This is a genomic window from Flavobacterium lacustre, from assembly GCF_027474525.2.
GTDB lineage: Bacteria > Bacteroidota > Bacteroidia > Flavobacteriales > Flavobacteriaceae > Flavobacterium > Flavobacterium lacustre.
On sequence record NZ_CP114882.2, the window covers coordinates 1,106,126 to 1,132,313 of the forward strand.

Genomic DNA, 26,188 nt, shown 5'->3' on the forward strand with positions numbered 1-26,188 from the left:
GTATGCCGAAACACAATTTCAAAGCATATTTCAAAACAGAATAATAAAAAAGAAAAACCTTAGAGATATTAATTTATCTCCGAGGTTTTTTTGTTTTCTAAAGAGCGCAATCAAATTCTAATTTCCTTTTTCAGCTTTATTTTTTGGAAAGAAATTAAAAGTTCAAACGCGTTATTTTAGTCCAAAACAAAGAAAATTCTTTAGAAATACCCCGAATATTGATTTTTTAACAATATTTATTGAATTTTTTAGTTATAACCTATTAAGTTTGTAAAAATGGTTTTATAATCATTTGAATTTTAGTCTGTTGATCATAAAAAATATGAATATAAAAAATACCACCTTATCGCTTTTTCTACTGCTGACGGCCACTGTTTTTTCGCAAGGTATTGCCGAAAATAAATGGGAAACTAAAGTAGAAACAAAACTATCCTATTTAGACTCCATTAAAAAAACCTTCGTAAATGATGACATGGCTTCCTGTGTAGATAGCTTGTGGATGAAGGAGTTGACCAATGTAGATTTGTATAATAACTTAAATGACGATATTAAAAACATTAATATTGATGAAAAAGTAGATTATGAACTCCCTACAGAATTACTAAAAGAAAGACTGGCAGAAATGGATGCCAAATCTCCCTTTAATATAGAGTACAACCAAGGACTGGAAAACATAATCAAGTCATTTCTAAAAAACAGAAAGAAATCATTTGAACGATTAATGGCCATTTCAGAGTATTATTTTCCATTATTTGAAGAAGCTTTAGCAAAACAAAATGTTCCTTTAGAAATAAAATATTTAGCAGTTGTAGAATCAGCTTTAAACCCAAAAGCAGTTTCAAGAGTAGGCGCAACAGGACTTTGGCAGTTTATGTACCAAACCGGAAAACAATATGGTTTGAATATTGATTCCTATGTTGACGAACGAAGCGATCCTTTGAAAGCCAGTGAAGCAGCAGCCCAATACATGACAAATATGTACGCTATTTTTGGAGATTGGGATTTAGTTTTGGCATCTTACAACTCAGGTCCGGGAAATGTTTCTAAAGCCATCAGACGTTCCGGAGGACAACAGAATTATTGGAACATCAGAAAAAATCTTCCCAAAGAAACCCAAGGTTATGTTCCTGCTTTTCTCGCAACAATGTACATTTATGAATACCATAAAGAGCACGGAATACGTCCAGATCGTGCGTTAGTTAAGCATTTTGCTACTGATACAATAATGATCAAAAAGCAAATGTCTTTCAAACAAATATCTGATTTATTGGATATTTCTGTGGCTCAGTTGCAACTTTTGAATCCGTCATATAAATTAAATGTTGTTCCGTTTTATCAAAATCAAAGTCATTTTTTGAGATTGCCGCAAGATAAAGCAGCCGTTTTTGTGTCTAATGAAGATCGCATTTATGCCTATGCACAACACGAAGTAAACCGCAGGGAAAGACCGTTCCAAGTTACAAGAGCAATTGCTGTTCGTGATACGGTTAATTATACAAAACAACGAGTTACGCTTCCCAACACGAAGTATTATAAGGTGAAACGCGGAGACAATCTTTCGGCTATTGCCAATAAATATGATGTATCGGTTTCTGAAATAAAAAGATGGAATAATCTTCGCAGTAATTCCCTTGCTTATGGCAGAAACTTGAAAATCATTAGCAATGAAAGCATTGTAGAAACAGTCAAAAAAGAAACAAAATCAGATTCAATTTCTACAGCACTTGTTAAAGATAACCAACGATTAGCTGCAACAGAGGCCAAAAATAAAGAAGAAAAGAAATCAAATCGTTCGGATTCTGAAGCGACGACAGTAAGTTATTATGTGGTTCAAAAAGGAGATAATTTAAATGCAATTGCCAAAAAGTATAATGTTACCGTAGCCGAAATTCAGGAATGGAATAATCTTTCGAACGGAACAATTCAATTGGGTTCTTCCTTGAAAGTAGATAAAAAAGAAACGGATGCTAAAGAAGCTGTCGCTTCAGCAGCTGAATTCAAAGATGTGGAATATGTAGTTCAAAAAGGAGATAATTTAGGAAGTATCGCTAAGAAATTCGGTTCTTCACTTTCTGATTTGAAACAATGGAATAATTTATCCGATACTACGATTGCATTTGGAAACACTTTGATTGTTGCCAAAAAAGAAATTGCTATTACAACTAATAATGCAACTGCAGACACCTTCAAAAAGAAAGACGATTATACTAAAGCATCAAAAAAATCAGGCATTGAATACTATGTAAAAAAAGGAGATTCCTTATATAGTATTTCTAAAAAATATCCTGGCGTAACCATTTCTGATATTAAAAAATGGAATGATATTCGCGAGGAAGAATTGAAACCCGGAATGAAGCTTAAAATAAACGGATAATACAATAATCTTCTATAAATTTGGGTTTTATTTCATAATTGAATTATAATGAATAAAACCCATTTTTTATACCTTCTATTTACACTCATCTTTTTTTCTTGTTCTAAAAAGAACGATGTTTTGCCTCGTGAAACATCAGGGAAAATAAACACCATTTCGGTTATCATTGATGATCCGTTATGGAACGGCGAAATTGGTGACAGCATCCGGAACAAGTTTGCTTCGCCAGTAATCGGATTGCCTCAGGAAGAGCCCCTTTTCACTATAAATCAATATCCTGTAAAACTTCTCGAAGGATTTGCGACCGACAGCAGAACGATTATTGTGGTAAAAAAAGCGGCGAAAAATAGTTTTGAAATTAATAAAAACCAATATGCTTCACCACAAAACGTGTTTCATATTTCGGGAAAAACCAGCGCGGCCATTATCGACACTATTGAAAAAAATGCTCCGAAAATAGTGCAAATGATTAAGGAAATGGAAATCGCCGAAACCCAAAAAATCAATAAACAATCGCTGATTAACCCCAAAATCATTACCAATAAATTTCATATTACATTAAATATTCCTTCCGGTTACGAATACATGCTTCATAAAAGTAAATTTATTTGGCTGAAGAAAGAGATTATCAGCGGAAACATGAGTTTGTTAATTTACCAAGTTCCGTTGCATTCGATAAAAAAAGGAGACAACGAAATCGCATCTATTGTACGAATGCGCGATTCTATTGGTAAATACATTCACGGCACCGACCCGAATACTCCCATGATTACAGAAGAAGGATATGCGCCGTATCTATTTAAAATACAACTTGACGGCAAACCTACGTATGAAACCAAAGGAACTTGGGAACTCAAAAATGATTTCATGGCAGGACCATTTATCAATTATGCAATTGTAGATAAAGCTTACAGCAGGATTTTAGTTTTAGAAGGATTTTGTTATTCTCCCTCTAAAGAAAAACGAGATTTAATGCACGAATTAGAGGCAATTATAAAATCGGTTCATATCGTGAAAAGATAATTGATACCTTCAAAATATATTTTTTACTTCAGGATAATTTTGTCAAAACAATAAAAAAGCCTTCTTAAAAAAGCCTAGTTTTGCAGGATAAAAAGGGAAATTAATACACATAAACATGACAAAAATTAGTATTCTTGGTTGCGGTTGGTTGGGTTTGCCTTTGGCGAAAGCCTTATTGGCAAAAGGATTTTCGGTTAATGGATCAACAACTTCACAAGAGAAACTTTCGATATTGCAAAACGACGGAATTAATCCTTTTTTGATTCAGCTTGACAGCAAAAGCGTTTCGGGAACAATTGAAACTTTTTTGCAAGGAAGCACCATTTTAGTTCTTGACATTCCACCAAAATTAAGAGGAAACAGTAGTGAAGATTTTGTTGGAAAAATCCAAAACCTAATCCCTTTTATTGAAAAATCATCCGTTGAAAACGTACTTTTTATCAGTTCCACATCCGTTTATGGAGAAAAAAATGATAGTGTAACCGAAGAAACTCCCTTAAATCCGGATACCGAAGGCGGGCGACAATTGGTAATTGTAGAGTCGCTTTTGCAAAAAAACGAAAATTTTAAAACTACCATTCTTCGTTTTGGAGGCTTGATTGGCGAAGACCGAAATCCTGTAAAATTCCTCGCAGGAAGAGAAAATATAGAAAATCCTGATGCACCAATTAATCTGATTCATCAAGAGGATTGCATCGGTATTATTCTGAAAATTATTGAGGAAGAGTCTTGGAATGAAACCTTCAATGCAGTTAGTCCGTTTCATCCGTCACGGGAACAATATTATACCCAAAAAGCATTAGAATTGAATTTGGCAGCACCAAAATTCAGTCATGAAAAACCCTCTTTTGGAAAAACAATTGAGAGCACAAAAGTGGAAAAAATAGTAAAGTATACTTTTTTAAGAAAAGATTTATAGCTGTGAGAACTAAAATAAAAAATGCATTTTCGTCTAAAATAAATGCGATTGGTTTACCCATTCTTGCTTTATGCTGGGTGAGTTTTTTTTGGGGAACCACTTGGATTGCTTCAAAAGAAGGGGTGAAGCATATGCCCGCTTTGCAACTCGCAGCGATTAGACAATTTATAGGTGGATTTCTATATTTGGCTTTTTTTATATTAAAAAAAACGCCTTGGCCAAAAGGAAAACAGTGGAAAAGTATTTTGATTCTAAGTGTGCTGAATTTTGTATTGAGTAACGGATTAAGCACTTGGGGTGTAAAGTACATCAGTAGCGGTCTGGGTGCTATTATTGGCGCTATTTTCCCGTTATGGATTGTTATTATCACTTTTTTTAGAGGAGAACGATTGGCTCGATTGGCGGTAATTGGATTGTTTATAAGTTTTACAGGGGTTTGTGTCGTTTTTTACGATCATTTGGGTGATTTTCTGAAACCCGATTTCCGATTTGGAATTTTTATTTCTCTGATTTCTACCTTAACATGGGCGTTTGGATCTTTATATACGAAGAAAAAAGCGGCTAGTTTTAATCCATATTTTAGTTTAGGATTACAAATGTTTATTTCGAGTATTTTGCTTTTTGCATTTACCGGAGCAACAGGAACTTCGGTCAGTTTGGGTGAAATCCCTATGATTTCCTGGTGGTCAATTGCTTATTTAGTGCTTTTTGGTTCTGTTTTGACTTTTATTGCGTTTATTTATTCGTTGCAACATCTTCCGGCAGCGATCAATAGTGTTTATGCTTACATAAATCCAATTATTGCGGTGATTTTAGGATTTGTAATTTTTGGAGAACCGCTTACAGTTGCCCTTGCTATTGGTGGCGGAGTAACATTATTTGGGCTTTATTTGGTGAATTTTTCGATGCGAAAAGCCCGCAAATAACTTTGTTTAAACGTCTTTGAGAAGTTCATAATTTAATTTTTACACTTATAAAATGGAAATTACGAATATAAAAACACCTTTGGGAATTACTACCATCATGGGAGATGAAAATGGTATTTCGGTAATTTCGGTTTCGGATGAAGGGGAGATTTCAGAACAGATTCCGGCAGTTTTACAAGAAGCTGTTTCTCAATTAATGGCTTATTTTGAAGGGAAAAGAACCACTTTCGATTTTAAACTCAATCCAAAAGGAACGGAATTTCAACAAAAAGTATGGAACGGATTACTAGAAATTCCTTTTGGAAAAACGATTAGTTATTTGGAATTATCCAAAAAATTAGGTGATGTAAAAGCTATTCGGGCTGTGGCTTCAGCCAATGGTAAAAATCCGCTATGGATTGTGGTTCCGTGTCACAGAGTAATTGGAACGGATGGTTCGCTCACGGGTTATGCAGGAGGTTTATGGCGTAAAAAATGGCTTTTAGAACATGAAAATCCTACAACACAGCAAAGTTTGTTTTAGTTGGTTATGAATAAATTTCTTATATTCGTTTAAGAAAAACCGTGCAAATCTGTAAAATCCGCGTCGTCTGCGTGCCATAAAATGATAGAAAAAATAAACCTCAATAATATCTTATTTTTAGATATAGAAACCGTTCCGGAAGCTGAAGATTTCAATGCTTTGGATGCTGAAATGCAAAATCTTTGGGAACACAAAACGCAATATCAGCGTAAAGACGAATATACTCCTGAAGATTTTTATGACCGCGCCGGAATTTGGGCTGAGTTTGGAAAAATTGTTTGTGTTTCAGTAGGCTATTTTACGATTAAAGGTGATGTTCGAAATTTTCGGGTGACTTCTTTTTTTGGAGATGAAAAGAAAATTCTGCACGATTTTAATAATTTGCTGAACAATCACTTCAACCAGCCACAGCATGTTTTGTGCGGGCATAACGCTAAGGAATTTGATATTCCGTTCCTCGCCCGACGTATGATTATCAATCAAATTGCTATTCCAAATAAGTTGAATCTCTTTGGGAAAAAACCTTGGGAAATTCCACATTTAGATACGTTAGAATTATGGAAATTTGGCGATTACAAGCATTTTACTTCTCTGAAATTGATGTGTAAAGTTCTGGGAATTCCTTCTCCAAAAGGCGATATCGACGGTAGTCAGGTGGGACATGTTTTTTATGTAGACAAAGACATTGACCGCATTGTAACGTATTGTGAAAAAGATACGATTGCTGTGGCGCAAATTTTCCTTCGACTTCGACGTGAAGATTTATTGATCGAGGATGAGATTATTCATGTCTAAGTATTCTTCATTGCAATTGTTATTGATTTATTACATTTACAAAAATTATAAATTATGGTATTGAGTAGATTTTGGTTGGCTATTTTTATTTCTTCAATAGTATTTGTAGTCATCGGTTTGTTTTCCGAAAACAGTTACACCATTGATTATATCTTGAATGGTAAGAAAGATGACCCCATTTTACTAACCGAAAAATACATCGAGCAAGTTCCTGCTTTTATCCGAGACAGTATCAAAAAAGCGCCAGATCAAACGATGATTATCAATAGGGATACCATCAATGCTGATACGACTTATGTGTTTAAAAATAAAGTGGTTAAAGTTTATAGCGGAGTTCAAAAATCAGATGGATTATTACCCACTTGTAAAAACACATTAGTAGATTTAATTTTGCCGCTTATTGCTTATTTAGCTTTTTTTTGCGGCTTGATGGAACTTTTAATCATTTCTGGAGCCACAGAAAAATTAGCCAAAGTATTGAGCCCGGTGTTTGTGAAAGTGTTTCCAAGTGTTCCTGAAAATCATCCTTCAATTTCCTATATGACGTTGAATTTTGCCGCCAATTTTCTGGGTCTTGATTCTGCTGCAACTCCTTTTGGATTAAAGGCTATGGAGAGTTTGCAAACCATCAATCCAGATAAAGACAAAGCCAGTGATGCGCAAATTATGTTTATGTGTTTGCATGCCTCAGGTCTTACATTAATCGCAACCTCTATCATTGGGTATCGTGCAGCTGCGAATGCTGCGAATCCCGCCGATGTAATGTTGCCTTGTATCATCACTTCTTTTATCGGTACAATCGCTGCATTTTTAATTGTTGGAATTAAACAAAAAATTAATTTCAAAAGTGCCTCTTTGGTAGTTGGTTTAATGACATTAATAGCTGCTATTGTAGGTTTGTTATTGTATGTAAACCATTTGGATTTAATTGGAAAAAATTATTTCACATCCAATCTTTCCGCTTTAATTTTAGTTGGAATCATTGCATTTACTTTGATTCTTTCCTTCGTTAAAGAAAAGAAATTTACAGAAGCAAATACAACTGTTTATGAAACCTTTGTGGTTGGTGCCAATAATGGTGTTAAAACAGGAGTTACTATTTTCCCTTATGTTTTGGGAATGTTAGTGGCTATATCTTTATTCAGAAACAGTGGTTTGTTTGAAATTATTAGTGAATGGATTGCTTTTGGATTTTCAAATTTGGGAGTAAGTAAACAAATCACCGATGCTTTACCGGTAGCATTGCTTAGACCTTTTAGCTCTGCAGGTTCACGAGGATTTTTGATTGATTCGATGAATACTTTTGGTGCTGATTCCTTAACGGGAAGATTAAGTTCTATTTTTCAATGTAGTGCCGAAAGTACTTTTTATGTGATAGCGGTTTACTTTGGTTCCGTTAATATAAAAAATACGCGTTACGCTTTAGGAACGATGCTTTTGGTAGATTTAATCTGTGTAATTACCGCTATTTTGGTAGCAAGTTGGTTTTTTTAAAATAATTAAAAATCCAGATTTTTGGTTGTCAAAGTAGGCGAACCAATGACTTTTTTAGATCTAATTTTAAATCATTCTAAAGCATAAGTTGATATAAATCAGGTTTAGTTCTTTTGACAATTCTTATATTTACATTTCTAAAAATTAATTATAAAATATGGACTTTATATACCAGGATCCTTATCCTATTTTAAAAGACGATACCCAATACCGAAAAATTACTTCTGATTACGTAACTGTAGAAAAACTAGGAGATAGAGAGATTTTAACAATTGACCCAAAAGGATTAGAATTGTTATCGCAAGAGGCTTTAAAAGATGTTTCTTTTATGTTGCGTACGGCTCATTTAGAAAAATTAAAAGCAATTCTTGACGATCCGGAAGCAACCGATAATGATTGTTTTGTGGCATATAATTTATTGCAAAATGCAGTTGTGGCTATTGAAGGTGAATTGCCTTCTTGTCAGGACACCGGAACAGCAATTGTTATGGCCAAGAAAGGGGAAAATGTATATACCGGAGTTGATGATGCCGAATGGTTGTCGAAAGGGATTTTCAATACTTATCAAGAGCGTAATTTACGCTATTCCCAAATTGTTCCGATTAGTATGTTTGAAGAGAAAAACTCAGGTTCTAATCTTCCGGCACAAATTGATATTTATGCTAAAAAAGGAGCTACTTATGAGTTTTTGTTTTTAGCAAAAGGTGGAGGTTCTGCGAATAAAACGTATTTATACCAACAAACGAAATCGTTGTTGAATGAAAAATCAATGGATGCTTTCATTCGTGCAAAAATAAAAGATTTAGGAACTTCTGCTTGTCCACCGTATCACTTGGCTTTAGTGATTGGAGGAACTTCTGCGGAAGCGAATTTAGCAGCAGTTAAAAAAGCATCAGCAGGATATTTTGACCATTTGCCAACATCAGGAAATATGGCAGGTCAGGCTTTTCGTGATTTAGAGTGGGAGAAAAGAGTACAATTAATTTGCCAAGAAAGTCAGATTGGAGCACAATTTGGCGGTAAATATTTCACACATGATGTGCGCGTAATTCGTCTGCCCCGTCACGCTGCTTCTTGTCCGGTTGGATTGGGCGTTTCCTGTTCTGCAGATAGAAACATTAAAGGTAAAATTACTAAAGACGGAATTTTTGTAGAACAATTAGAGGTTAATCCAAAACGATTATTGCCGGAGACTCCACCACATTTGGAACCAGCTGTCGAAATCGATTTGAATCAACCAATGGCTGATATTCTTAAAAAATTGTCGCAATACCCAATCAAAACGCGTTTGAAATTAAATGGAACGTTGATTGTGGCTCGTGATATTGCTCATGCCAAAATCAAAGAATTATTGGATGCGGGTAAACCAATGCCAGAATATTTTAAAAATCACCCAATCTATTATGCCGGGCCAGCCAAAACTCCGGAAGGAATGGCTTCGGGAAGTTTTGGACCAACTACTGCCGGCCGTATGGATGTGTATGTGGATGAGTTCCAAAAACACGGTGGAAGTATGGTAATGCTTGCCAAAGGAAACCGTACCAAAGATGTGATGAATGCTTGTAAAACGTATGGTGGATTCTATTTAGGTTCTATCGGAGGACCAGCGGCTATCTTAGCCAAAGAAAATATCCTTTCGGTTGAAGTAGTTGATTTTGAAGAATTAGGTATGGAAGCCGTTCGTAAAATCACTATCAAAGATTTCCCAGCTTTTATTATCACAGATGATAAAGGAAATGATTTCTTTGAGAATTTGTAGGGATTAATCGTAAAGATTTATATAATAGAAAAACCGTTTATTCTTGATGAATAAACGGTTTTTTGTTTTTTAAAACTTTGACAAATATATTCAAGATGTTTTGTGATTTAATCAATAACCATTTCTGGAATTTCACCATCAATAATTAATTTCGCTTCGGTGGAAGCGATAATGTGTTCTACAGAAACGCCTGGTGCGCGTTCTAAGAGTTTAAAGCCTTTTGGAGTAATTTCCATAACGGCTAATTCGGTGACTACTTTTTTTACGCAGCCAACGCCAGTCAATGGCAAAGTACATTTTTTAAGAATTTTACTTTCTCCGGCTTTGTTGACATGCATCATGGCCACGATAATATTCTCGGCAGAAGCGACTAAATCCATTGCACCGCCCATTCCTTTGACCATTTTTCCGGGGATTTTCCAGTTGGCAATATCGCCGTTTTCGGCAACTTCCATCGCACCAAGAATCGTCAAATCGACATGTTGCCCGCGAATCATCCCGAAACTTAAAGCAGAATCAAAAAAAGAAGCGCCGGGTAAAGTGGTAATAGTTTGTTTTCCGGCATTGATTAAATCTGCATCTTCTTCGCCTTCAAACGGGAAAGGTCCCATACCGAGAACGCCGTTTTCACTTTGAAATTCTACATCAATTCCTTTTGGAATATAATTAGCAACTAAAGTTGGAATTCCGATGCCTAGGTTTACAAAAAAACCATCTTTCAATTCCTGAGCAATGCGTTTCGCTATTCCTATTTTATCCAATGCCATAATTAGTCTTTTTTTCTGGTTGTGCGTTGTTCAATTCTCTTTTCGTATTGCTCTCCTTGAAAAATGCGTTGCACGAATATTCCGGGAATATGAATTTGGTTGGGGTCGAGTGTTCCGGCTTCTACCAATTCTTCGACTTCGGCGATGGTGATTTTTGCAGCGCCAGCCATACAAGGATTGAAATTTCTAGCAGTTCCTTTGAAGATGAGGTTTCCTGCTGTATCGCCTTTCCAGGCTTTTATGATGGCAAAATCAGCGTTGAAAGCCAATTCCATAATATGCATTTTACCGTTGAATTCACGAGCTTCTTTTCCTTCGGCGACTTCGGTTCCGTAGCCTGCCGGGGTAAAAAAAGCGGGAATTCCGGCTTGTGCTGCCCGACATCTTTCTGCCAAAGTTCCTTGCGGAATCAAGTCTACTTCGAGTTCTCCGGAAAGCATTTGGCGTTCGAATTCGGCATTTTCTCCTACATAGGAAGAAATCATTTTTTTGATTTGTTTTTTTTGCAAAAGCAATCCGAGACCAAAATTATCGACACCGGCATTGTTGGAAATACAGGTAAGATTGTTGGTTTCTTTTTTGACAAGTTCGGCAATGGAGTTTTCCGGAATACCGCACAATCCAAAACCACCGAGCATTAGTGTCATTCCGTTTTCGATTCCTTGAAGGGCTTCTTGAACTGTATTTACTTTTTTATTAATCATAAATGAGTCTCGTATTAGCGGATTATTGTACTGGATTTGCAATTCAATTAGGAATACTAATGCCTAGCCCTGATGGAAGCGACATCCTTTTATGCCGGTTTTCGGCATGAAAGATATAGCGTACAGCGGGAAACAGCTCCTGATTAATTGAATCTGTTTGACTTTTATAATTCGAATTCGTCTGTGCTTTGTTCTACTGCGGTAGAGTCTTGAACGACTTTTGGCGCGGTGTAACAATCTACTTTTATGGATAGATTTGCGGGTCTGTCGAATTGTCCTTTGGATACGTGAAGTGCCGGATCGGCATAACAAAGTTTCATGAAATAACCCCAAACTGGTAATGCGGCTGTGGCTCCTTGTCCGTAAGTGATGCTTTTGAAACGTGCGGAACGGTCTTCGCAACCTACCCAAACTCCGGTCACCAGGTTAGGAACCATTCCCATGAACCAACCGTCGGATTGGTTTTGTGTGGTACCTGTTTTTCCTGCTATAGGGTTTTTGAACTGGTACGGATATCCTGTCCAGCGATTGTCTCCGTTTCCTCCGCCTGTTGTGCGCAAACGATCTCCTGATCCTCCTTCGGTTACGCCTTCTAATAATTTGATGACAGCAAAGGCGATGTCTTTGTTTAGAACATCATGAGATTCGGGTATGGGTTCGTAAATGATTACGCCACTTTTATCTTCAATTTTGGTCAAAAATTGTGGTTTGATGTATACGCCTTGATTGGCAAAAGTGCTGTAGGCTGCAACCATATCATGTACGGTAATTTCAACAGCTCCTAATGCAATTGAGGGTTGGTTTACAATTTCAGATTGAACGCCTAATTTGTGTGTTAAGTCAATTACTGCTTCAGGTCCTACTTTGTCAATTAATTTGGCCGAAATAGTATTGATGGAGTTGGCTAATGCTTTTTTCAAAGTCACCATTCCTCTGTATCTGTTGTCGGAGTTTCTTGGTTCCCAATCCTCGGTAACATGGTGTTCGCCTTTGCGAATCATGAATGGAGAATCGACGATAGAATCACAAGGAGACATGTTCAGTTGTTCGATGGCGGTTGCATAAACAAACGGTTTGAAAGTGGAACCTACTTGTCTGGCTCCTTGTCCTACGTGATCGTATTGAAAATATTTGTAATTGATACCGCCAACCCATGCTTTTATGCTTCCTGTTTGCGGTTCCATGGCCATAAGACCGGATTGTAAAAAGTGTTTGTAATACCGAATAGAATCCAGAGGTGTCATGATGGTATCTCTTTCTCCTTTCCAGGTGAAAACCTTCATTTTTGTCTTTACTTTGAATGAGGCTATAATTTCTTCTTCACTTTTATCCATTGATTCCATGATGTTCCAACGTGTGGATGATTTCATGGCTTGGTTCATGATTCGTTGCGTTTCGGCTTGTGATATGTTGACAAATGGTGCGTTTTTATTGTCCTTAGACTGTTCAAAAAACTCTTCTTGAAGGTTTGCCATGTGTGCTTCAACTGCTTCCTCGGCATGCAATTGCATTCTGGAATCGATGGTGGTGTAAATTTTTAAACCGTCTTTGTAAATGTCATAATCAGACCCGTCCGGTTTTTTGTTTTCTTCTACCCATTTTTTCATGTAATCACGCAAATATTCTCTAAAATAAGTGGCCGTTCCATCTTTATGACTTTCTAATTTGAAGTTCAGTTTGATAGGTAAACTTTGTAATCTTACTTTTTGATCTTTGGTAATGATGCCTGCTTTTTCCATTTGTAAAAGCACTACATTTCTTCGATTGGTAACGCCTTCCGGGTTTCGTACTGGATTGTATAAACCGGAATTTTTGAACATTCCCACCAAAATTGCAGATTCATCAATGGTTAAATCCTTTGGTTCTTTTGAAAAATAAGTTTTTGCAGCAGAACTAACGCCAACTGAGTTATTCCCAAAATCATATACATTACAATACATGGCTATGATTTCGTTTTTGGTATATTGTCTTTCTAATCGAATGGCTATAATCCATTCTTTGGCTTTTTGTACAATTCTAAAAGGCAAAAATTTAGACCCTTCTCCGTGAAATAATTGTTTGGCTAATTGTTGGGTTAGTGTACTTGCTCCGCCACTGGTTCCAAAACTCAAAATAGCTCTCATTGTTCCTCTTCCGTCAATTCCTGAATGTTCGTAAAAACGAGCATCCTCGGTGGCTACCAATGCTTGTACCAGATTTTTAGGCAAATCGGAATACTTTAATTGAGACCTGTTTTTTTCGAAATATTTTCCTATTACAACGCCATCAGCCGAAATGATTTCTGTAGCTAAATTGGAATCCGGATTTTCTAAGTCTTCAAAAGAAGGCATTGAACCAAAAAGTCCCCATGAAGCAAACAAGAAAAATAATGCAAGGCCTCCCATACTATACAAGAAAACTTTCCAAAATTTCTTTGAATAATATTGAATGTCTTTTTCGGAATTATTGATTTGATTGTTATTTTTTCTAATAGCCATAATACAATTTCTATTCTTTTTTTTCTATTCTAAAACCCACATCTGTAATGCCTTCCAGAAGTTCTACTCCAGGAACTTTTCCGGTTTCCCGAACGGCTTGTTTTATAAAAACTTTGTACTTCCCTCTGAATCGTACATTCTCCTTGTAGTACAATTTACTTTCTTTAATATCTGTAAATCCGTCTCCAAGTAAGGAACCGTCAGGATTTGCCATTTGGTATTCTAAAGTATCTACTTTTGTAAAACCATTTTGCATTTCCATACCCACAATGAGAAAGATATTATTAAACGGATAATTGTTGTTGTCTCTCAAAGTTACAAATAAATTATATCGTTTTGTACTGTCTAATTCCGGTAAATTGAAACTTACAATACTGTCTTTATGCCAAGCACTTCCAACGGATTTGTATTCGTCAAAAACTCTTTTTTTATCACACGAAAAAAGAAGTGTTGTGACCAAAAGCAGTATTGCACTATTTTTTATCCACATTTTTAGTAATAATTATAGGTTTTCTTGGTTCTGCAGGGGTTTTATCATTTGCAGGATTTGGACGTCTGTTATTTCTGTTGTTGTTTCCTGCAGGTTTGTTGTTATTGTTGTTTGAATTTGCCGGTTTGTTAGCATTGGCAACAATTGCATTTTCACCAGATGGTTTGCGTTTTTTATTTGGTTTTTTCTTCGCTTTTGGTTGGTCAAATCGAGTTAAACTTTCCTGCCCCATGGCATTATTAAAGTTTTTCTCCGGTTCGATGACAATTTCTATCGCATAATCTTCAAGTGCTGAAACTTTATTTTTTAATTTGTTTTCTGCAACAATTTCTTTGACTTGGTCGATTTTTAACACATGCCAATTGGCAAAATTATTAGTATATGCAAACCACATTAATCCTTTGAAAATATCTTGCTTTTGGCAAATGGCATCTCCTTTTTCAGTCACTAATTTAGTGTCAAAATCCGGAAAATCTTTCAAAGCATCCATGTAAGTGTCTAACTCATAGTTCAAACAACATTTTAATTTTCCGCATTGTCCCGCCAGTTTTTGAGGATTCAAAGACAATTGTTGGTAACGCGCTGCAGAAGTATTTACGCTTCTAAAATCCGTTAGCCAAGTAGAACAGCATAATTCTCTTCCGCAAGAACCAATTCCGCCCAAACGAGCCGCTTCCTGACGAAAACCGACTTGCTTCATTTCTACGCGAGTACTGAATTCTTTAGCAAAATCTTTAATTAATAATCTAAAATCGACTCTGTCATTTGCCGTATAATAAAACGTAGCTTTAGATCCGTCACCTTGAAATTCAATATCAGAAATTTTCATTTCCAGTTTTTGGGCAATCGCTAATTCTCGTGCGCGAACTTTCATCGGTTCTTCTTTATCACGGGCTACTGACCAAATATCGATGTCTTTTTGAGATGCTTTTCGGTATATTTTTGGAACATCATTACTATTCGGATTGACTCCTTTTTTCTTCATTTGGATGCGAACTAATTCACCTGTCAAAGTAACAATTCCAATGTCGTGTCCTGGTGAAGCTACTGTGGCTACTATGTCTCCAATGCTTAAAGTCAGCTTTTCGGTATTGCGGTAAAACTCTTTTCTTCCGTTTTTAAAACGAACTTCCACACAGTCAAATGCAGCTTCCCCATTAGGTAAACTCATATTCGAAAGCCAGTCGAAAACCGTTAATTTGTTGCAGCTGTCGGTGCCGCAAGTCCCATTATTTTTACAACCCTTAGGTGAACCACCATCCGAAGTTGAACAACTTGTACATGCCATAATTTTATATGTAGTGTTGCATAAAAGCAACTTAAGTTCTTAAAACGATTAATGTGTAAAGATAGTATTTTTTAGTTTTAAGTTACAACCGTTCAAAAAGCCAATAAATCATAAATTTATACTAAAAAAAACCCATTACAATTGAAGCTGTAACGAGTTGAATTTAAGTCTCTTTTTAATAAAAAATTCAGGTTTCTTTCACCGAAATTATTTTCACCGGACAGGCTTTTACGGCTAATTCACAACTTTCAACAATACTATGATCGTGTGATTTTAAGGTAAAAAAACCTTTGGCATTTTGGGAATGAATCAAAACTGATTTTCCGTCTTTCTTGGACATTTGAAACTGAACCGGAGCCATTTCGACGCAATAATTACAGCCAATGCATTTGTCTCTTTGTAACGTAACAATAACCATTAGGCTTCCACAATTTTATATAATTTGTCCGACATTCGGATTCTGAAAGGTAATTTTAAAGTACAATCATCGCCTTTGGTAGCTTTCTTGGCTGCTACATCATTGACATACATTTCCTCGATAATCATTTCTTGCGCGCCAGTACTTGGTCCTGTTACCAAAATTTTATCGCCAAGTTTGATGTCGTAAGCTTCAATTTTGAATTGACCAATAGTTGCTTTCGGAAAATAATGAGTGCCTTTACCTACATAGACTTTTTTCTGTGTAGCCATTGAGCCGGAAACATCACTCCATTCGCCTAATTCCTGACCCAGATAATAACTAGACCAAAAACCACGATTGTAAACTGTATTTAAAGCTTCCATCCAAAGTCCCACTTTTTCTTTCGAAAAGCTTCCGTCATAATAACTGTCAATAGCTTCACGATAGGTTTTGATGACTGTGGCAACGTATTCCGGAGCACGACCGCGACCTTCGATTTTCAAGACTTGAATGCCAGAATCAATTACTTGGTCTAGAAAGTCTAAAGTGCATAAATCCTTTGGCGACATTAAATACTCATTGTCAACTTCGATTTCAAAGCCAGTTTCTTGGTCAATAACGGTATATTTTTTTCGGCAATTTTGTTTGCAAGCACCACGATTTGCAGAAGAATTATTGGAGTGTAAACTCAAATAACATTTTCCTGAAACGGCCATACATAATGCACCGTGTCCAAAAATTTCTATTTCTACTAAATTTCCGTTTGGGCCTTTAATTTGCTCTTTTTCGATTTGTTCCGTGATTTTTTTTACTTGACGTAAACTCAATTCACGGCTCAAAACCATCGTATCAGCAAATAAACTATAGAATTTTATGGTTTCAATGTTCGTAACATTCAACTGAGTCGAAATGTGAACTTCCATCCCAATACTTCTTGCCATAGCAATAACCGCTTGATCCGAAGCAATAACCGCAGTAATATTTGCTTCTTTGGCTTTGTTCAATAATGTTTTTACAACCGATAAATCATGGTCGTAAATAATCGTATTTAAGGTTAGGTAGCTTCGCACATTTTTAGCTTCGCACCGTTTTGCAATTTCAGGCAAATCATCCATAGTAAAATTTACGGTAGCACGAGCGCGCATGTTTAATTGCTCTACGCCAAAGTAAACAGAATCAGCGCCATTATCTAACCCAGCTTGCAAAGACTCAAAGTTCCCAGCGGGAGCCATAAGTTCAATTTTGTTCGTCAATGTCATGATAAATTAGTTTGTAATTTTATATAATTTATCTGATAATCGGATGCGGAAAGGCAAAGTAAAAGTTACTTTATCGCCCATTTTTGCTTGAGCTCCTTCGGTTCCGTTGACTAACATTTTTTCTAAAACTAATTCTTGATTTCCAGTTGTTGGTCCTGAAATCAATATTTTATCACCAAGGTTTAATTCTTGGTTTTCGATAGTAAACAGCGCTACTTGTGCTTTTGCATAATAGTGTTCTGCTTTACCAAGCAATACTTTTTTTACTTTTATTTTTTGGCGAATAGCTGTTGGTTTTTCGGCTAAAGCCAATGATTTATCGGATAGTTCCCCAGAATGTTTGAAGGCCAATTTATCTGATTTTCCTTTGCGAAAGACTTTATTTCCTACCTGAATTCCTCTTCGTAATTTTACTTGTTCTACGAGAGGCAAGTGTATAATGTCTAAACATTCGGTAGAGCAGCAGTTTTCCATCGCTGCTTTACAATCGTCACATTGGATGAATAATAAATGGCAACCGTCGTTTTCACAATTAGTATGATTGTCGCAAGGTTTTCCGCATTGATGACATTGCGAAACAATATCGTCGGTAATTCTTTCGCCTAGACGATGGTCAAAAACAAAGTTCTTCCCTATGAATTTACTTTCTAGATTTTCTTCTTTGATTTGTTTGGCATAATTAATAATTCCGCCTTCTAATTGGAACACATTTTTAAAACCTTGATGTTTGAAATACGCAGAAGCTTTTTCGCAACGAATTCCCCCGGTGCAATACATCACTAAGTTTTTATCTTCTTTGAAATCTTTCAATTGTTCGTTGATGATTGGTAAAGATTCACGGAAAGTTTCCACGTCAGGCGTAATTGCTCCTTTGAAATGACCAATTTCACTCTCGTAATGATTTCTAAAATCAACTACAATCGTATTTGGATTGTCCAGAATTTCATTGAATTCTTGCGCTTTTAAATGCACACCAATATTAGTAACATCAAAAGTTTCGTCATTCAATCCATCGGCTACAATTTTATCACGAACTTTTACAGTCAGTTTTAAAAACGAATGGTCATCATGTTCCACAGCCACATTCAAACGAATGTTTTTCATGAAATCATATGCTTCTAAAGTTTCGCGGAAAGCTTCAAAATTTTCTGCAGGAACACTCATCTGAGCATTAATTCCTTCTTTGGCAACATAGGTTCGGCCAAGAGCGTCGAGCTTGTTCCATTCGATAAATAAATCGTCGCGAAATTTTTTAGGATCTTGAATTTTGGCATACGCATAGAAAGACAACGTGAGGCGTTGTTTACCGGCCTGATCAATCAGTTCAGCTCTTTCTTCTGCGCTTAAGGTGTTATACAGTTGCATGCTATAAACGTTTAAGTGAGAAAATATGTTGCGAGTTCTAAATGGAAGAATTCGGTGCAAATTTAGGATTTTACCGCAGATTAAAAAAAAATAAACCGCAAATTCACAAATTGATAAAAGTAATTTGTGAATTTGCGGTAAAAATCTTTTTAAGGAATTTGTAGTGTTTAAAAACTAGCAGTATTCGTTGAAAGCATCTTGTAAGTTCTCAGCGATTAATTCAGCTGGGCGACCTTCAATGTGGTGACGCTCTAACATGTGAACCAATTCGCCGTCTTTGAACAAAGCAATACTTGGTGATGACGGAGGAAAAGGAAACATAAATCCTCTTGCAGCATCTACAGCTTCTTTATCTACACCTGCAAAAACGGTGATTAAATGATCTGGTTTTTTAGCACCTTCTAAGCTCAATTTTGCTCCCGGACGTGCATTTCTTGCTGCACAACCACAAACCGAATTTACTACTACAAGTGTTGTACCTGTAGATTTTATTGCGTTTTCAACTGCTTCAGCTGTATGTAATTCTTGAAAACCTGCATCTGATAATTCAGCACGCATCGGTTTTACCATTTCTTCTGGATACATATTTTTTTATTTAAAGTTTAAACTTTTCGAAATGCAAAGTTACAAAGTTTAAAACCAACAAGTATAATCGAACTATAAAGTTTTGTTATAGTTTGATTACTATTTTTATTTTAAAAAAATCTGACGAAAAACAGCTTTGATAAAAGGTAATTTAGGACACTTTAAAATCACTTGAAGGTCCTCGCGAAAGGAAGTGTCTTCATCTAAGAATTTAAAAATTAAGCTCGGATTTCCAGCTTTGAAAAGTGAAGTGAAAATGACAGTTCCTAATTCATTATTTCGGTCCAAAACGCCTAAAAATAAGAGGTCGTAAAACCAAAATTTAGTCTTCTTATGAAATTGAGTAAAGTTGGTTTCTCTTTGCAGGAAAGAAACTAATTCGGTAGATTTTTTGTCTGAATTCTTGAAAGTATAGCCGGTGCTTGCTTTTGTCCAACCTCCCGAAGTGCCAATATTTAAGACACTTTTTGTATTATTTTTCCAAAATGGATAACAGGTCATCGGAATGCTGCCTTGTTCTTTTTCGATGATTTCATATTTTGAAATCCCTAGTTTTTGAATGTAATTCTTGATTTCGGATTCATATTCCTCTTTGGCTAAAAGTGTATGAGAAAACAAGGTATATTCTAATAATGCTTCGGTTTTTGATGTTGGTAAAACGTACATAAAGCGCGTATTTCCTTTCTGTTCTACCGAAAAATCCATGAAAGTAGCCTGCTCGGGATTGAAAACCGCTTCTTCACTTTTGATAAACCAACCAATAAAATGCTGTTGTAAAACGGGATATTTAGTCTGGTTTTCTACTTTGATTGCATTGTAAATGCTGTTGAATAATTTGTTGCAAGTGAATGTTTCGGTTTCGGTTTGTACTATAATTATGGTTTTCGATTCCTCAATTGCTACTGCTTTTTGATTTATGAAAGTGATATTTTTTTGTTTAGAAAGCAAACCAAAAACCTGATTGTAAAAATCCAATCCCTGAATCATGTTGTATTGATACGGATTTAAATTTAAATCTCGTTTCAAATCTTGGTTTGCAAATAAGGCAGAATCCCACGTTTTAGCAATTGCATCATCCCAAATCGTTTCAGTTTCTTTCCAAAAACACCAAGTTCTGTCATTGGATTTTTTGGTGTTTTCATCCAATAACAAAATGGTTTTGTCGTTAAATTTTCCGGATAAAACCATTTTATAAACGGTCATCAAAGCGGATAATCCCGTGCCGGTGAAAATGTAATCGAAAGCCTGTTTTTGTGTTAAAATCATGTTCAAAAATAAACAATTTAGATTTTAAATCGAAACGAATAGCCCAAAGAAACAAAATAGTCCGGGGAAGTTGCCGATAAACCAAAGCCTCCCGAAAGGTCTAATTGATGATTTGGATTGAATAAATAATTCAGTCCGGCATCAAACCGATGATCCGGTTTGTTTATTTGAGGAATAAAACCGTAAAATTCAACATAACCACTTATTTTTTCAGAGAAAGAATACCCAGTGGTTAAAGTGTAAATAAATGCGGGTTCAGCAGTTATTCCGTCCCATTCGGCACCAAGATTATAACTTAAAGTTTGTTTTTTGGTTAAAGTATGTTGCATGGTGAATCGGAATGCCGGGGCATAATAATTCGTTTTTAATACGGCAGAAGCTATTTTCGGAAAGTGTAAATGACCTATTAATGACGTGGTCGGGATGATTCCTTTTTCCTGCCAAAGTTTGGTTTTAAAGCCAATAGCCATTGGGCTTATTCCCGAAATGTTTTTTGAATTTTCGGACTCGATGCTATATTCTGTAATCAAGCGAAATTCAAAATGATCGTTAATTCCATATTTTGTCAAAATTGTTGGTGCAGTTATTTCACTTGAATTTTTTGTTTTTACTTCATAAGAAAATCCGTTTTCTAACTGAAAATATCCTTTTGGAGTTATAAACGGGCATTCCGTCTGATCGGGTCTGTCGGTCTGAATGGACGGTAATTCTTGTGCTTGACATATATTTTCAAACAGTAAAAAAAACGGAATAAACAGAAATTTATTTTTCATTTAGTTTTGCATTAAATTAAATTTAGACAAATCTAAAAATTAAATTTGTAAAAACTAATTTTAATCTTATATTTGCGTTAGTAATTCAATTTCAGTCATGAGCAAATCTCTCGAAGAGGTAAACCAATCGGTTTCCACACAAAATAAAACCACCGTTTTCAGGAAAATATTAGCCTTTTTTGGTCCCGCATATTTGGTAAGTGTCGGATATATGGATCCGGGAAATTGGGCAACAGATATTGCTGGCGGAAGCCAATTTGGTTACGCATTACTTTGGGTTTTATTAATGAGTAATCTAATGGCGTTGCTTTTGCAAAGTTTAAGCGCCCGTCTGGGAATTGTAACCCAAAGGGATTTGGCGCAAGCTTCGCGGGAAACTTATTCGCCTTTTATCAATTATATTCTTTATTTTCTTGCCGAAATTGCCATTGCAGCTTGTGATTTGGCTGAGGTTTTAGGAATGGCCATAGGGATAAATTTGTTATTTGACATTCCGCTTATTGAAGGGGTTTTAATCACCGTTTTAGATACTTTTTTATTGCTTTTTTTAATCAATAAAGGCATCCGAAAAATGGAAGCTTTTATTATCGTTTTAGTAGCTATTATTGGGTTTTCTTTCATTTTCGAAATGATTTTTGCAGAGCCGGAGATGAGCAAGGTAATTTATGGATTGATTCCATCGATGCCAAATGAAGCCGCACTTTATATCGCCATAGGAATTATCGGAGCAACAGTGATGCCGCATAATTTATACTTGCATTCTTCTTTGGTACAAACCCGAAAATTCTCCCGAACTCACGCCGGAATCAAGCAGGCCATAAAATATAATTTCATAGATTCTGCCATTGCGCTCAATTTAGCTTTTTTTGTAAATGCCGCTATTTTAATTTTGGCCGCAGCCACATTCTATAAAAACGGCATGTTTGAAGTCGCCGAAATACAAGATGCACATAAATTTTTGGCACCACTTTTAGGGACAAAATGGGCGCCAATATTATTTGCTGTAGCTTTAATTGCTGCAGGACAAAGCTCAACAATTACAGGAACTTTGGCTGGGCAAATTGTCATGGAAGGCTACCTTAATTTGCGCATTCAACCTTGGGTTCGTAGAATAATTACCAGAATAATTGCCATAGTTCCCGCCGTTATTGTCATCTTGATTTATGGCGAAAGTATAACCGGAAAACTACTCATTTTAAGTCAGGTTATTTTGAGTTTACAACTGGGATTTGCTATTATTCCACTCATTCATTTTGTGAGTGACAAATCTAAAATGAGAGGATTTCATATTAGTAAAATCACTCAGGTTGCCGCTTGGATTATTGCTTCAATTATAGTTTCGCTCAACGCCAAATTAGTTTTTGATGAAATTTCAGGATGGTTAGAAACGTCTCAAAACCCAATAATTCTTTGGTTAACCGTAGTTCCTTTGGCATTTGGTTTCCTTATTTTGTTGCTTTATATCGTTTTTAAACCGTTTATTTCCAAAGCCAAATTAGACATTCACAACCATTCGCCTCACAACATGGTTTTGAAGTTTTCAGAATCGGCAGCGCATTCCCAAAAGAATATTGCCGTTTCAGTAGATTTTTCTTTTGCTGACGAAAAAGCCATTAATTACGCCTTCAACATGGGCGGAATAGATGCAAAATATACCTTGATTCACGTGGTAGAAACCGTAGGCGCCATGATTTACGGAAAAAATGTAGATGACCATGAAACCACAATCGACGAAAAATTATTGCTCGAATACAAGCAAATGTTCCGCGAAAAAGGCTTTCATGTCAAAACGCAATTGGGTTTTGGAAAACCAAATAAAGTGATTCCAAAAATTGTCAATAAAGGTAATTTCGATATTTTAGTAATGGGAACACACGGCCACACCGGCATGAAAGATTTGCTTTTTGGCACTACAGTCGACAAGTTGCGCCATAAAATTTCAATTCCTTTGGTAATCGTAAATAATTAAAACAATATTCGTAGCATAATTTTTGAAGAGGAGCTAATCCCGCTATCCGTTACAATCTTACAGGCCAAAACCCGGCCCATAAGGATTTTCACTACTATCGGGGCTAGGAAATCTGCAATCAAGAACACTAATTTTCAATCAAAATCCTATGACTTTTTCAGAAGAAAATTATCTTAAATCCATATACCATCTTACCGCAGTTTCCGAAACGGAAGTCAGCACCAATGCGATTGCCGAAATGATGGAAACCAAAGCTTCCTCCGTAACGGATATGCTCAAAAAATTAGCCGAAAAAGAGTTCGTTAATTATAAAAAATATCAAGGCGTTTCCCTTACTAATAAAGGAAAACTTGCCGCCAAAATGATTGTGAGAAAACACCGTTTATGGGAAGTTTTCTTGGTCGAAAAACTAGACTTTTCCTGGGACGAAGTACATGATATTGCCGAACAATTAGAGCACATTAAATCCGAAAAATTAATCAATAAACTCGATGATTTTCTGGGAAATCCCACCGAAGATCCACACGGCGACCCCATTCCCGATGCAAATGGTCAAATGATTAAAATCGATAAACAATTGCTTTCGGAATTGATGCAAAACCAAACCGGAATTTGTGTTGGAGTAAAAGATACGTCTTCAGAATTTTTGAAATATTTAGACAAACAAGAAATAGCTTTGGGCTCAAAAATTGAATTTATATCCAAAGAAACATTCGATTTATCGCTAAAAATAAAAGTAGATGGCCGAGACTTGACCGTTTCTAATAAAATTGCAAGTAATTTATTTGTGAAGGTGATTTAATTGCAACCGCAATCGCCATCGCCACAATTCTTGTCTGATTTTTTCTTCCAAAAATACTTTTTAATCAAAAAAGCGACAGCAAATATTAATATTCCGAAGGCTATAATTTCTTGAATCATACTACTTTATTTTAGAATTTGATACGCAATTAAGGCTACTGCGTAAGCCAATCCACTCATAAAAATAAGTTGTCCCAACGGCCATTTCCAGGTATTGGTTTCTTTCTTGGTAATGGCGAGTGTACTCGCACATTGCATAGCAAAAGCATAAAACAAAAGCAGTGAAATTCCAGAGGCAAAATTGAAAATCTTTTCACCCGTTTTTGGGTTGATTTCAGCTTGCATTTTGTTTTTTATAGTGTCTTCATTATCCGTATCGCCCACGCTGTAAATGGTTGCCAAAGTGCCTACAAATACTTCTCTGGCAGCAAATGAACTGATAATCGCAATACCAATTTTCCAGTCGTAGCCTAAAGGAGAAATCACAGGCTCTATAGATTTTCCCATTAAACCAATATAGGAATTTTCTAGTTTTTGAGAAGCAATCGCATTGTTCAAAGCTGTTTCAGATAACGGATTGTCTTTTGTCTTTTCTATAATTATAGCTTCTGCGTTCTTAAATTGTTTTCCCGGACCGTAGGACGCCAAGAACCATAAAACGATAGATATGGCCAAAATTATTTTACCGGCACCAAAAATAAAAGCTTTGGTTTTTTCAATCACATTGATTCCCACATTCTTGAAAAGGGGTAATTTGTAATTGGGCATTTCTACGATGAAATAGGTTTTTCCTTTTATTTTCAATATTTTATTTAAAATATAAGCCGAAAAAATAGCCATTCCAAAACCCAAAAGATACAAAAGCATCAGGGTGAATCCTTGCATATTGATAATTCCAAAAATACGTTCGTCCGGAATAACAAGAGCAATAATAATGGCGTAAACCGGAAGTCTGGCAGAGCAGGTTGTAAATGGTGTTACGAGTATGGTGATGAGTCGTTCTTTCCAGTTTTCGATGTTTCGGGTGGCCATAATTGCAGGAATTGCACAAGCGGTTCCGGAGATTAACGGCACAACACTTTTGCCTGATAAACCAAATTTTCTCATGATTTTATCCATCAGGAAAACCACACGACTCATGTATCCGCTTTCTTCCAGAATAGAGATAAACATAAACAAAAAGGCAATTTGTGGTATAAAAATCAAAATTCCTCCAATACCGGGAATGATTCCTTGTGAGATTAAATTACTCAAAACACCAGCCGGTAATTTTTCGCCGGCAAGCGCACTTAAGGAAGCAAAAGCGGTGTCGATATAATCCATCGGAATTTTGGACCATTCAAATATAGATTGAAAAATCCCAAACAAGATGAAAAAGAAAATAAGATAACCCCAAATTTTGTGGGTAAGGATTCTGTCTAAAATACTACGGAAATCTTTGGCTATTGACGCATCTATTTTAAGCCCAACTTTTAGGACATCATTGATGAATTGATAGCGTTTTATGGTTTCTTTTTGTTGCAACCGTTTCAAATCAGAATGTGATTTGGTATAAGAATTCCGAATTTCATTTCGTTCTAAATTCAAGAAATTCACATCCTGAGTAATTACTAACCACAATTTATAAAGCAATTGATTTGGGAAAGTACTGCGCAACGTATTGAAATATTCGGGATCAATACTTGAAGCATTCAAGCAAGGTTCACTGGAAATGGACCTGTAGTTGACAATTAAATTTCTCAATTCGTCAATGCCAAAACCTTTTCTGGAACTGATTAGAGCAATCTTAGTTTTTAGGTGTTCTTCAAGGTAAGGAATGTCTAAGGAAATTCCTTTGTGCTTCATTCTGTCGGCCATGTTAATGACCAAAATGGTAGGGATTTCTAAATCTTTTATCTGTGTAAAAAGCAGTAAATTACGTTTTAGATTTTCTACATCTGTAACAACAAGAGCTACATCGGGATATAAACGGTCATTTTTATTCAGCAAAAGTTCAATAACAACGCTTTCGTCGATTGAGCTGGCATTCAAACTGTAAGTGCCTGGTAAATCAAGAATATTAGCTCTGATATTGTTGGGTAATCTGCAAAAACCAATCTTTTTTTCAACGGTAATTCCAGGATAATTTCCCACTTGTTGGTTCAAACCCGTCAATTGATTAAAAACAGAGGTTTTCCCAACATTTGGGTTGCCAATAAGAGCGACATTAATATTTTTGAGGCTCATTGTAT

23 protein-coding genes are annotated in these 26,188 nt (G+C 35.9%); 10 read left to right on the top strand and 13 right to left on the bottom strand.

Going from position 1 to position 26,188, the window contains the following annotated elements:
• The first annotated feature begins 322 nt into the window (after positions 1-322).
• The 8 genes from O6P34_RS04960 to O6P34_RS04995 all read left to right on the top strand — a co-directional run bounded on the left by O6P34_RS04960 (position 323) and on the right by O6P34_RS04995 (position 9,813).
• Positions 323-2,374, top strand: coding sequence for a LysM peptidoglycan-binding domain-containing protein (locus O6P34_RS04960; RefSeq protein WP_269686220.1), 2,052 nt, complete (start codon positions 323-325; stop codon positions 2,372-2,374).
• A gap of 48 nt (positions 2,375-2,422) precedes the next feature.
• Positions 2,423-3,397: a DUF4837 family protein gene (locus O6P34_RS04965; RefSeq protein ID WP_269686221.1), complete on the top strand. Its 975-nt coding sequence runs from the start codon at positions 2,423-2,425 to the stop codon at positions 3,395-3,397.
• Positions 3,398-3,512: 115 nt separating this feature from the next.
• On the top strand, positions 3,513-4,316 hold the full coding sequence (locus O6P34_RS04970; protein ID WP_269686222.1) for an NAD-dependent epimerase/dehydratase family protein: 804 nt from the start codon (positions 3,513-3,515) through the stop codon (positions 4,314-4,316).
• Positions 4,317-4,318: 2 nt separating this feature from the next.
• A complete protein-coding gene (locus tag O6P34_RS04975; RefSeq protein WP_269686223.1) occupies positions 4,319-5,242 on the top strand; it encodes a DMT family transporter in 924 nt (307 codons plus the stop codon).
• A 52-nt stretch (positions 5,243-5,294) separates the two neighbouring features.
• Entirely contained in the window at positions 5,295-5,765 is a 471-nt protein-coding gene (locus O6P34_RS04980; protein WP_269686224.1) for a methylated-DNA--[protein]-cysteine S-methyltransferase, read from the top strand.
• A gap of 81 nt (positions 5,766-5,846) precedes the next feature.
• On the top strand, positions 5,847-6,560 hold the full coding sequence (locus tag O6P34_RS04985; RefSeq protein ID WP_269686225.1) for a 3'-5' exonuclease: 714 nt from the start codon (positions 5,847-5,849) through the stop codon (positions 6,558-6,560).
• A 54-nt stretch (positions 6,561-6,614) separates the two neighbouring features.
• The gene (locus tag O6P34_RS04990) at positions 6,615-8,054 is read left to right on the top strand and encodes a nucleoside recognition domain-containing protein (protein ID WP_269686226.1); all 1,440 of its coding nucleotides are present in this window, start codon (positions 6,615-6,617) and stop codon (positions 8,052-8,054) included.
• 157 nt (positions 8,055-8,211) lie between these two features.
• Positions 8,212-9,813, top strand: coding sequence for a fumarate hydratase (locus O6P34_RS04995; RefSeq protein WP_269686227.1), 1,602 nt, complete (start codon positions 8,212-8,214; stop codon positions 9,811-9,813).
• A 107-nt stretch (positions 9,814-9,920) separates the two neighbouring features.
• Here O6P34_RS04995 and O6P34_RS05000 read toward each other — a convergent pair whose 3' ends face one another.
• The 11 genes from O6P34_RS05000 to O6P34_RS05050 form a co-directional block, all read right to left on the bottom strand.
• A complete protein-coding gene (locus O6P34_RS05000) occupies positions 9,921-10,580 on the bottom strand; it encodes a CoA transferase subunit B (RefSeq protein WP_269686228.1) in 660 nt (219 codons plus the stop codon).
• A 2-nt stretch (positions 10,581-10,582) separates the two neighbouring features.
• Complete coding sequence (locus tag O6P34_RS05005; protein ID WP_269686229.1) at positions 10,583-11,284, bottom strand: CoA transferase subunit A; 702 nt, start codon at positions 11,282-11,284, stop codon at positions 10,583-10,585.
• A 164-nt stretch (positions 11,285-11,448) separates the two neighbouring features.
• A complete protein-coding gene (locus tag O6P34_RS05010; RefSeq protein WP_269686230.1) occupies positions 11,449-13,761 on the bottom strand; it encodes a penicillin-binding protein 1A in 2,313 nt (770 codons plus the stop codon).
• Positions 13,762-13,771: 10 nt separating this feature from the next.
• Positions 13,772-14,251 (bottom strand): gliding motility lipoprotein GldH, encoded by a 480-nt coding sequence (locus O6P34_RS05015; RefSeq protein WP_269686231.1) that lies wholly within the window; start codon positions 14,249-14,251, stop codon positions 13,772-13,774.
• Entirely contained in the window at positions 14,235-15,539 is a 1,305-nt protein-coding gene (locus O6P34_RS05020; protein WP_269686232.1) for a PSP1 domain-containing protein, read from the bottom strand. The genes O6P34_RS05015 and O6P34_RS05020 overlap by 17 nt, the downstream gene beginning before the upstream one ends.
• A 187-nt stretch (positions 15,540-15,726) precedes the next feature.
• Positions 15,727-15,957: a ferredoxin gene (locus O6P34_RS05025; protein WP_269686233.1), complete on the bottom strand. Its 231-nt coding sequence runs from the start codon at positions 15,955-15,957 to the stop codon at positions 15,727-15,729.
• Positions 15,957-17,198: a peptidase U32 family protein gene (locus O6P34_RS05030; RefSeq protein WP_269686234.1), complete on the bottom strand. Its 1,242-nt coding sequence runs from the start codon at positions 17,196-17,198 to the stop codon at positions 15,957-15,959. The genes O6P34_RS05025 and O6P34_RS05030 overlap by 1 nt, the downstream gene beginning before the upstream one ends.
• Positions 17,199-17,204: 6 nt before the next feature.
• Positions 17,205-18,563 carry an oxygen-dependent tRNA uridine(34) hydroxylase TrhO gene (trhO, locus tag O6P34_RS05035; protein WP_269686235.1) on the bottom strand — a complete coding sequence of 453 codons (1,359 nt, stop codon included), beginning with the start codon at positions 18,561-18,563 and terminating at the stop codon, positions 17,205-17,207.
• 174 nt (positions 18,564-18,737) lie between these two features.
• Positions 18,738-19,148 (bottom strand): BrxA/BrxB family bacilliredoxin, encoded by a 411-nt coding sequence (locus tag O6P34_RS05040; RefSeq protein ID WP_269686236.1) that lies wholly within the window; start codon positions 19,146-19,148, stop codon positions 18,738-18,740.
• Positions 19,149-19,253: 105 nt separating this feature from the next.
• Positions 19,254-20,414: a lycopene cyclase family protein gene (locus tag O6P34_RS05045; protein ID WP_269686237.1), complete on the bottom strand. Its 1,161-nt coding sequence runs from the start codon at positions 20,412-20,414 to the stop codon at positions 19,254-19,256.
• 17 nt (positions 20,415-20,431) lie between these two features.
• Positions 20,432-21,187: a transporter gene (locus O6P34_RS05050; RefSeq protein WP_269686238.1), complete on the bottom strand. Its 756-nt coding sequence runs from the start codon at positions 21,185-21,187 to the stop codon at positions 20,432-20,434.
• Positions 21,188-21,284: 97 nt separating this feature from the next.
• Between O6P34_RS05050 and O6P34_RS05055 the strand changes: the two genes are divergently transcribed.
• Both O6P34_RS05055 and O6P34_RS05060 read left to right on the top strand, forming a co-directional pair.
• Positions 21,285-23,156 carry an Nramp family divalent metal transporter gene (locus tag O6P34_RS05055; protein ID WP_269686239.1) on the top strand — a complete coding sequence of 624 codons (1,872 nt, stop codon included), beginning with the start codon at positions 21,285-21,287 and terminating at the stop codon, positions 23,154-23,156.
• 148 nt (positions 23,157-23,304) lie between these two features.
• Positions 23,305-23,958, top strand: coding sequence for a metal-dependent transcriptional regulator (locus O6P34_RS05060; protein ID WP_269686240.1), 654 nt, complete (start codon positions 23,305-23,307; stop codon positions 23,956-23,958).
• On the opposite strand, the gene O6P34_RS05065 is transcribed toward O6P34_RS05060, so the two are convergent.
• Together O6P34_RS05065 and feoB are read right to left on the bottom strand one after the other, a co-directional pair.
• Positions 23,955-24,077: a FeoB-associated Cys-rich membrane protein gene (locus O6P34_RS05065; protein WP_269686241.1), complete on the bottom strand. Its 123-nt coding sequence runs from the start codon at positions 24,075-24,077 to the stop codon at positions 23,955-23,957. The two genes, O6P34_RS05060 and O6P34_RS05065, sit on opposite strands and share 4 nt — an antisense overlap.
• Before the next feature lie 6 nt (positions 24,078-24,083).
• Positions 24,084-26,183 carry a ferrous iron transport protein B gene (gene feoB, locus O6P34_RS05070; RefSeq protein ID WP_269686242.1) on the bottom strand — a complete coding sequence of 700 codons (2,100 nt, stop codon included), beginning with the start codon at positions 26,181-26,183 and terminating at the stop codon, positions 24,084-24,086.
• Between the last annotated feature and the right edge of the window lie 5 nt (positions 26,184-26,188).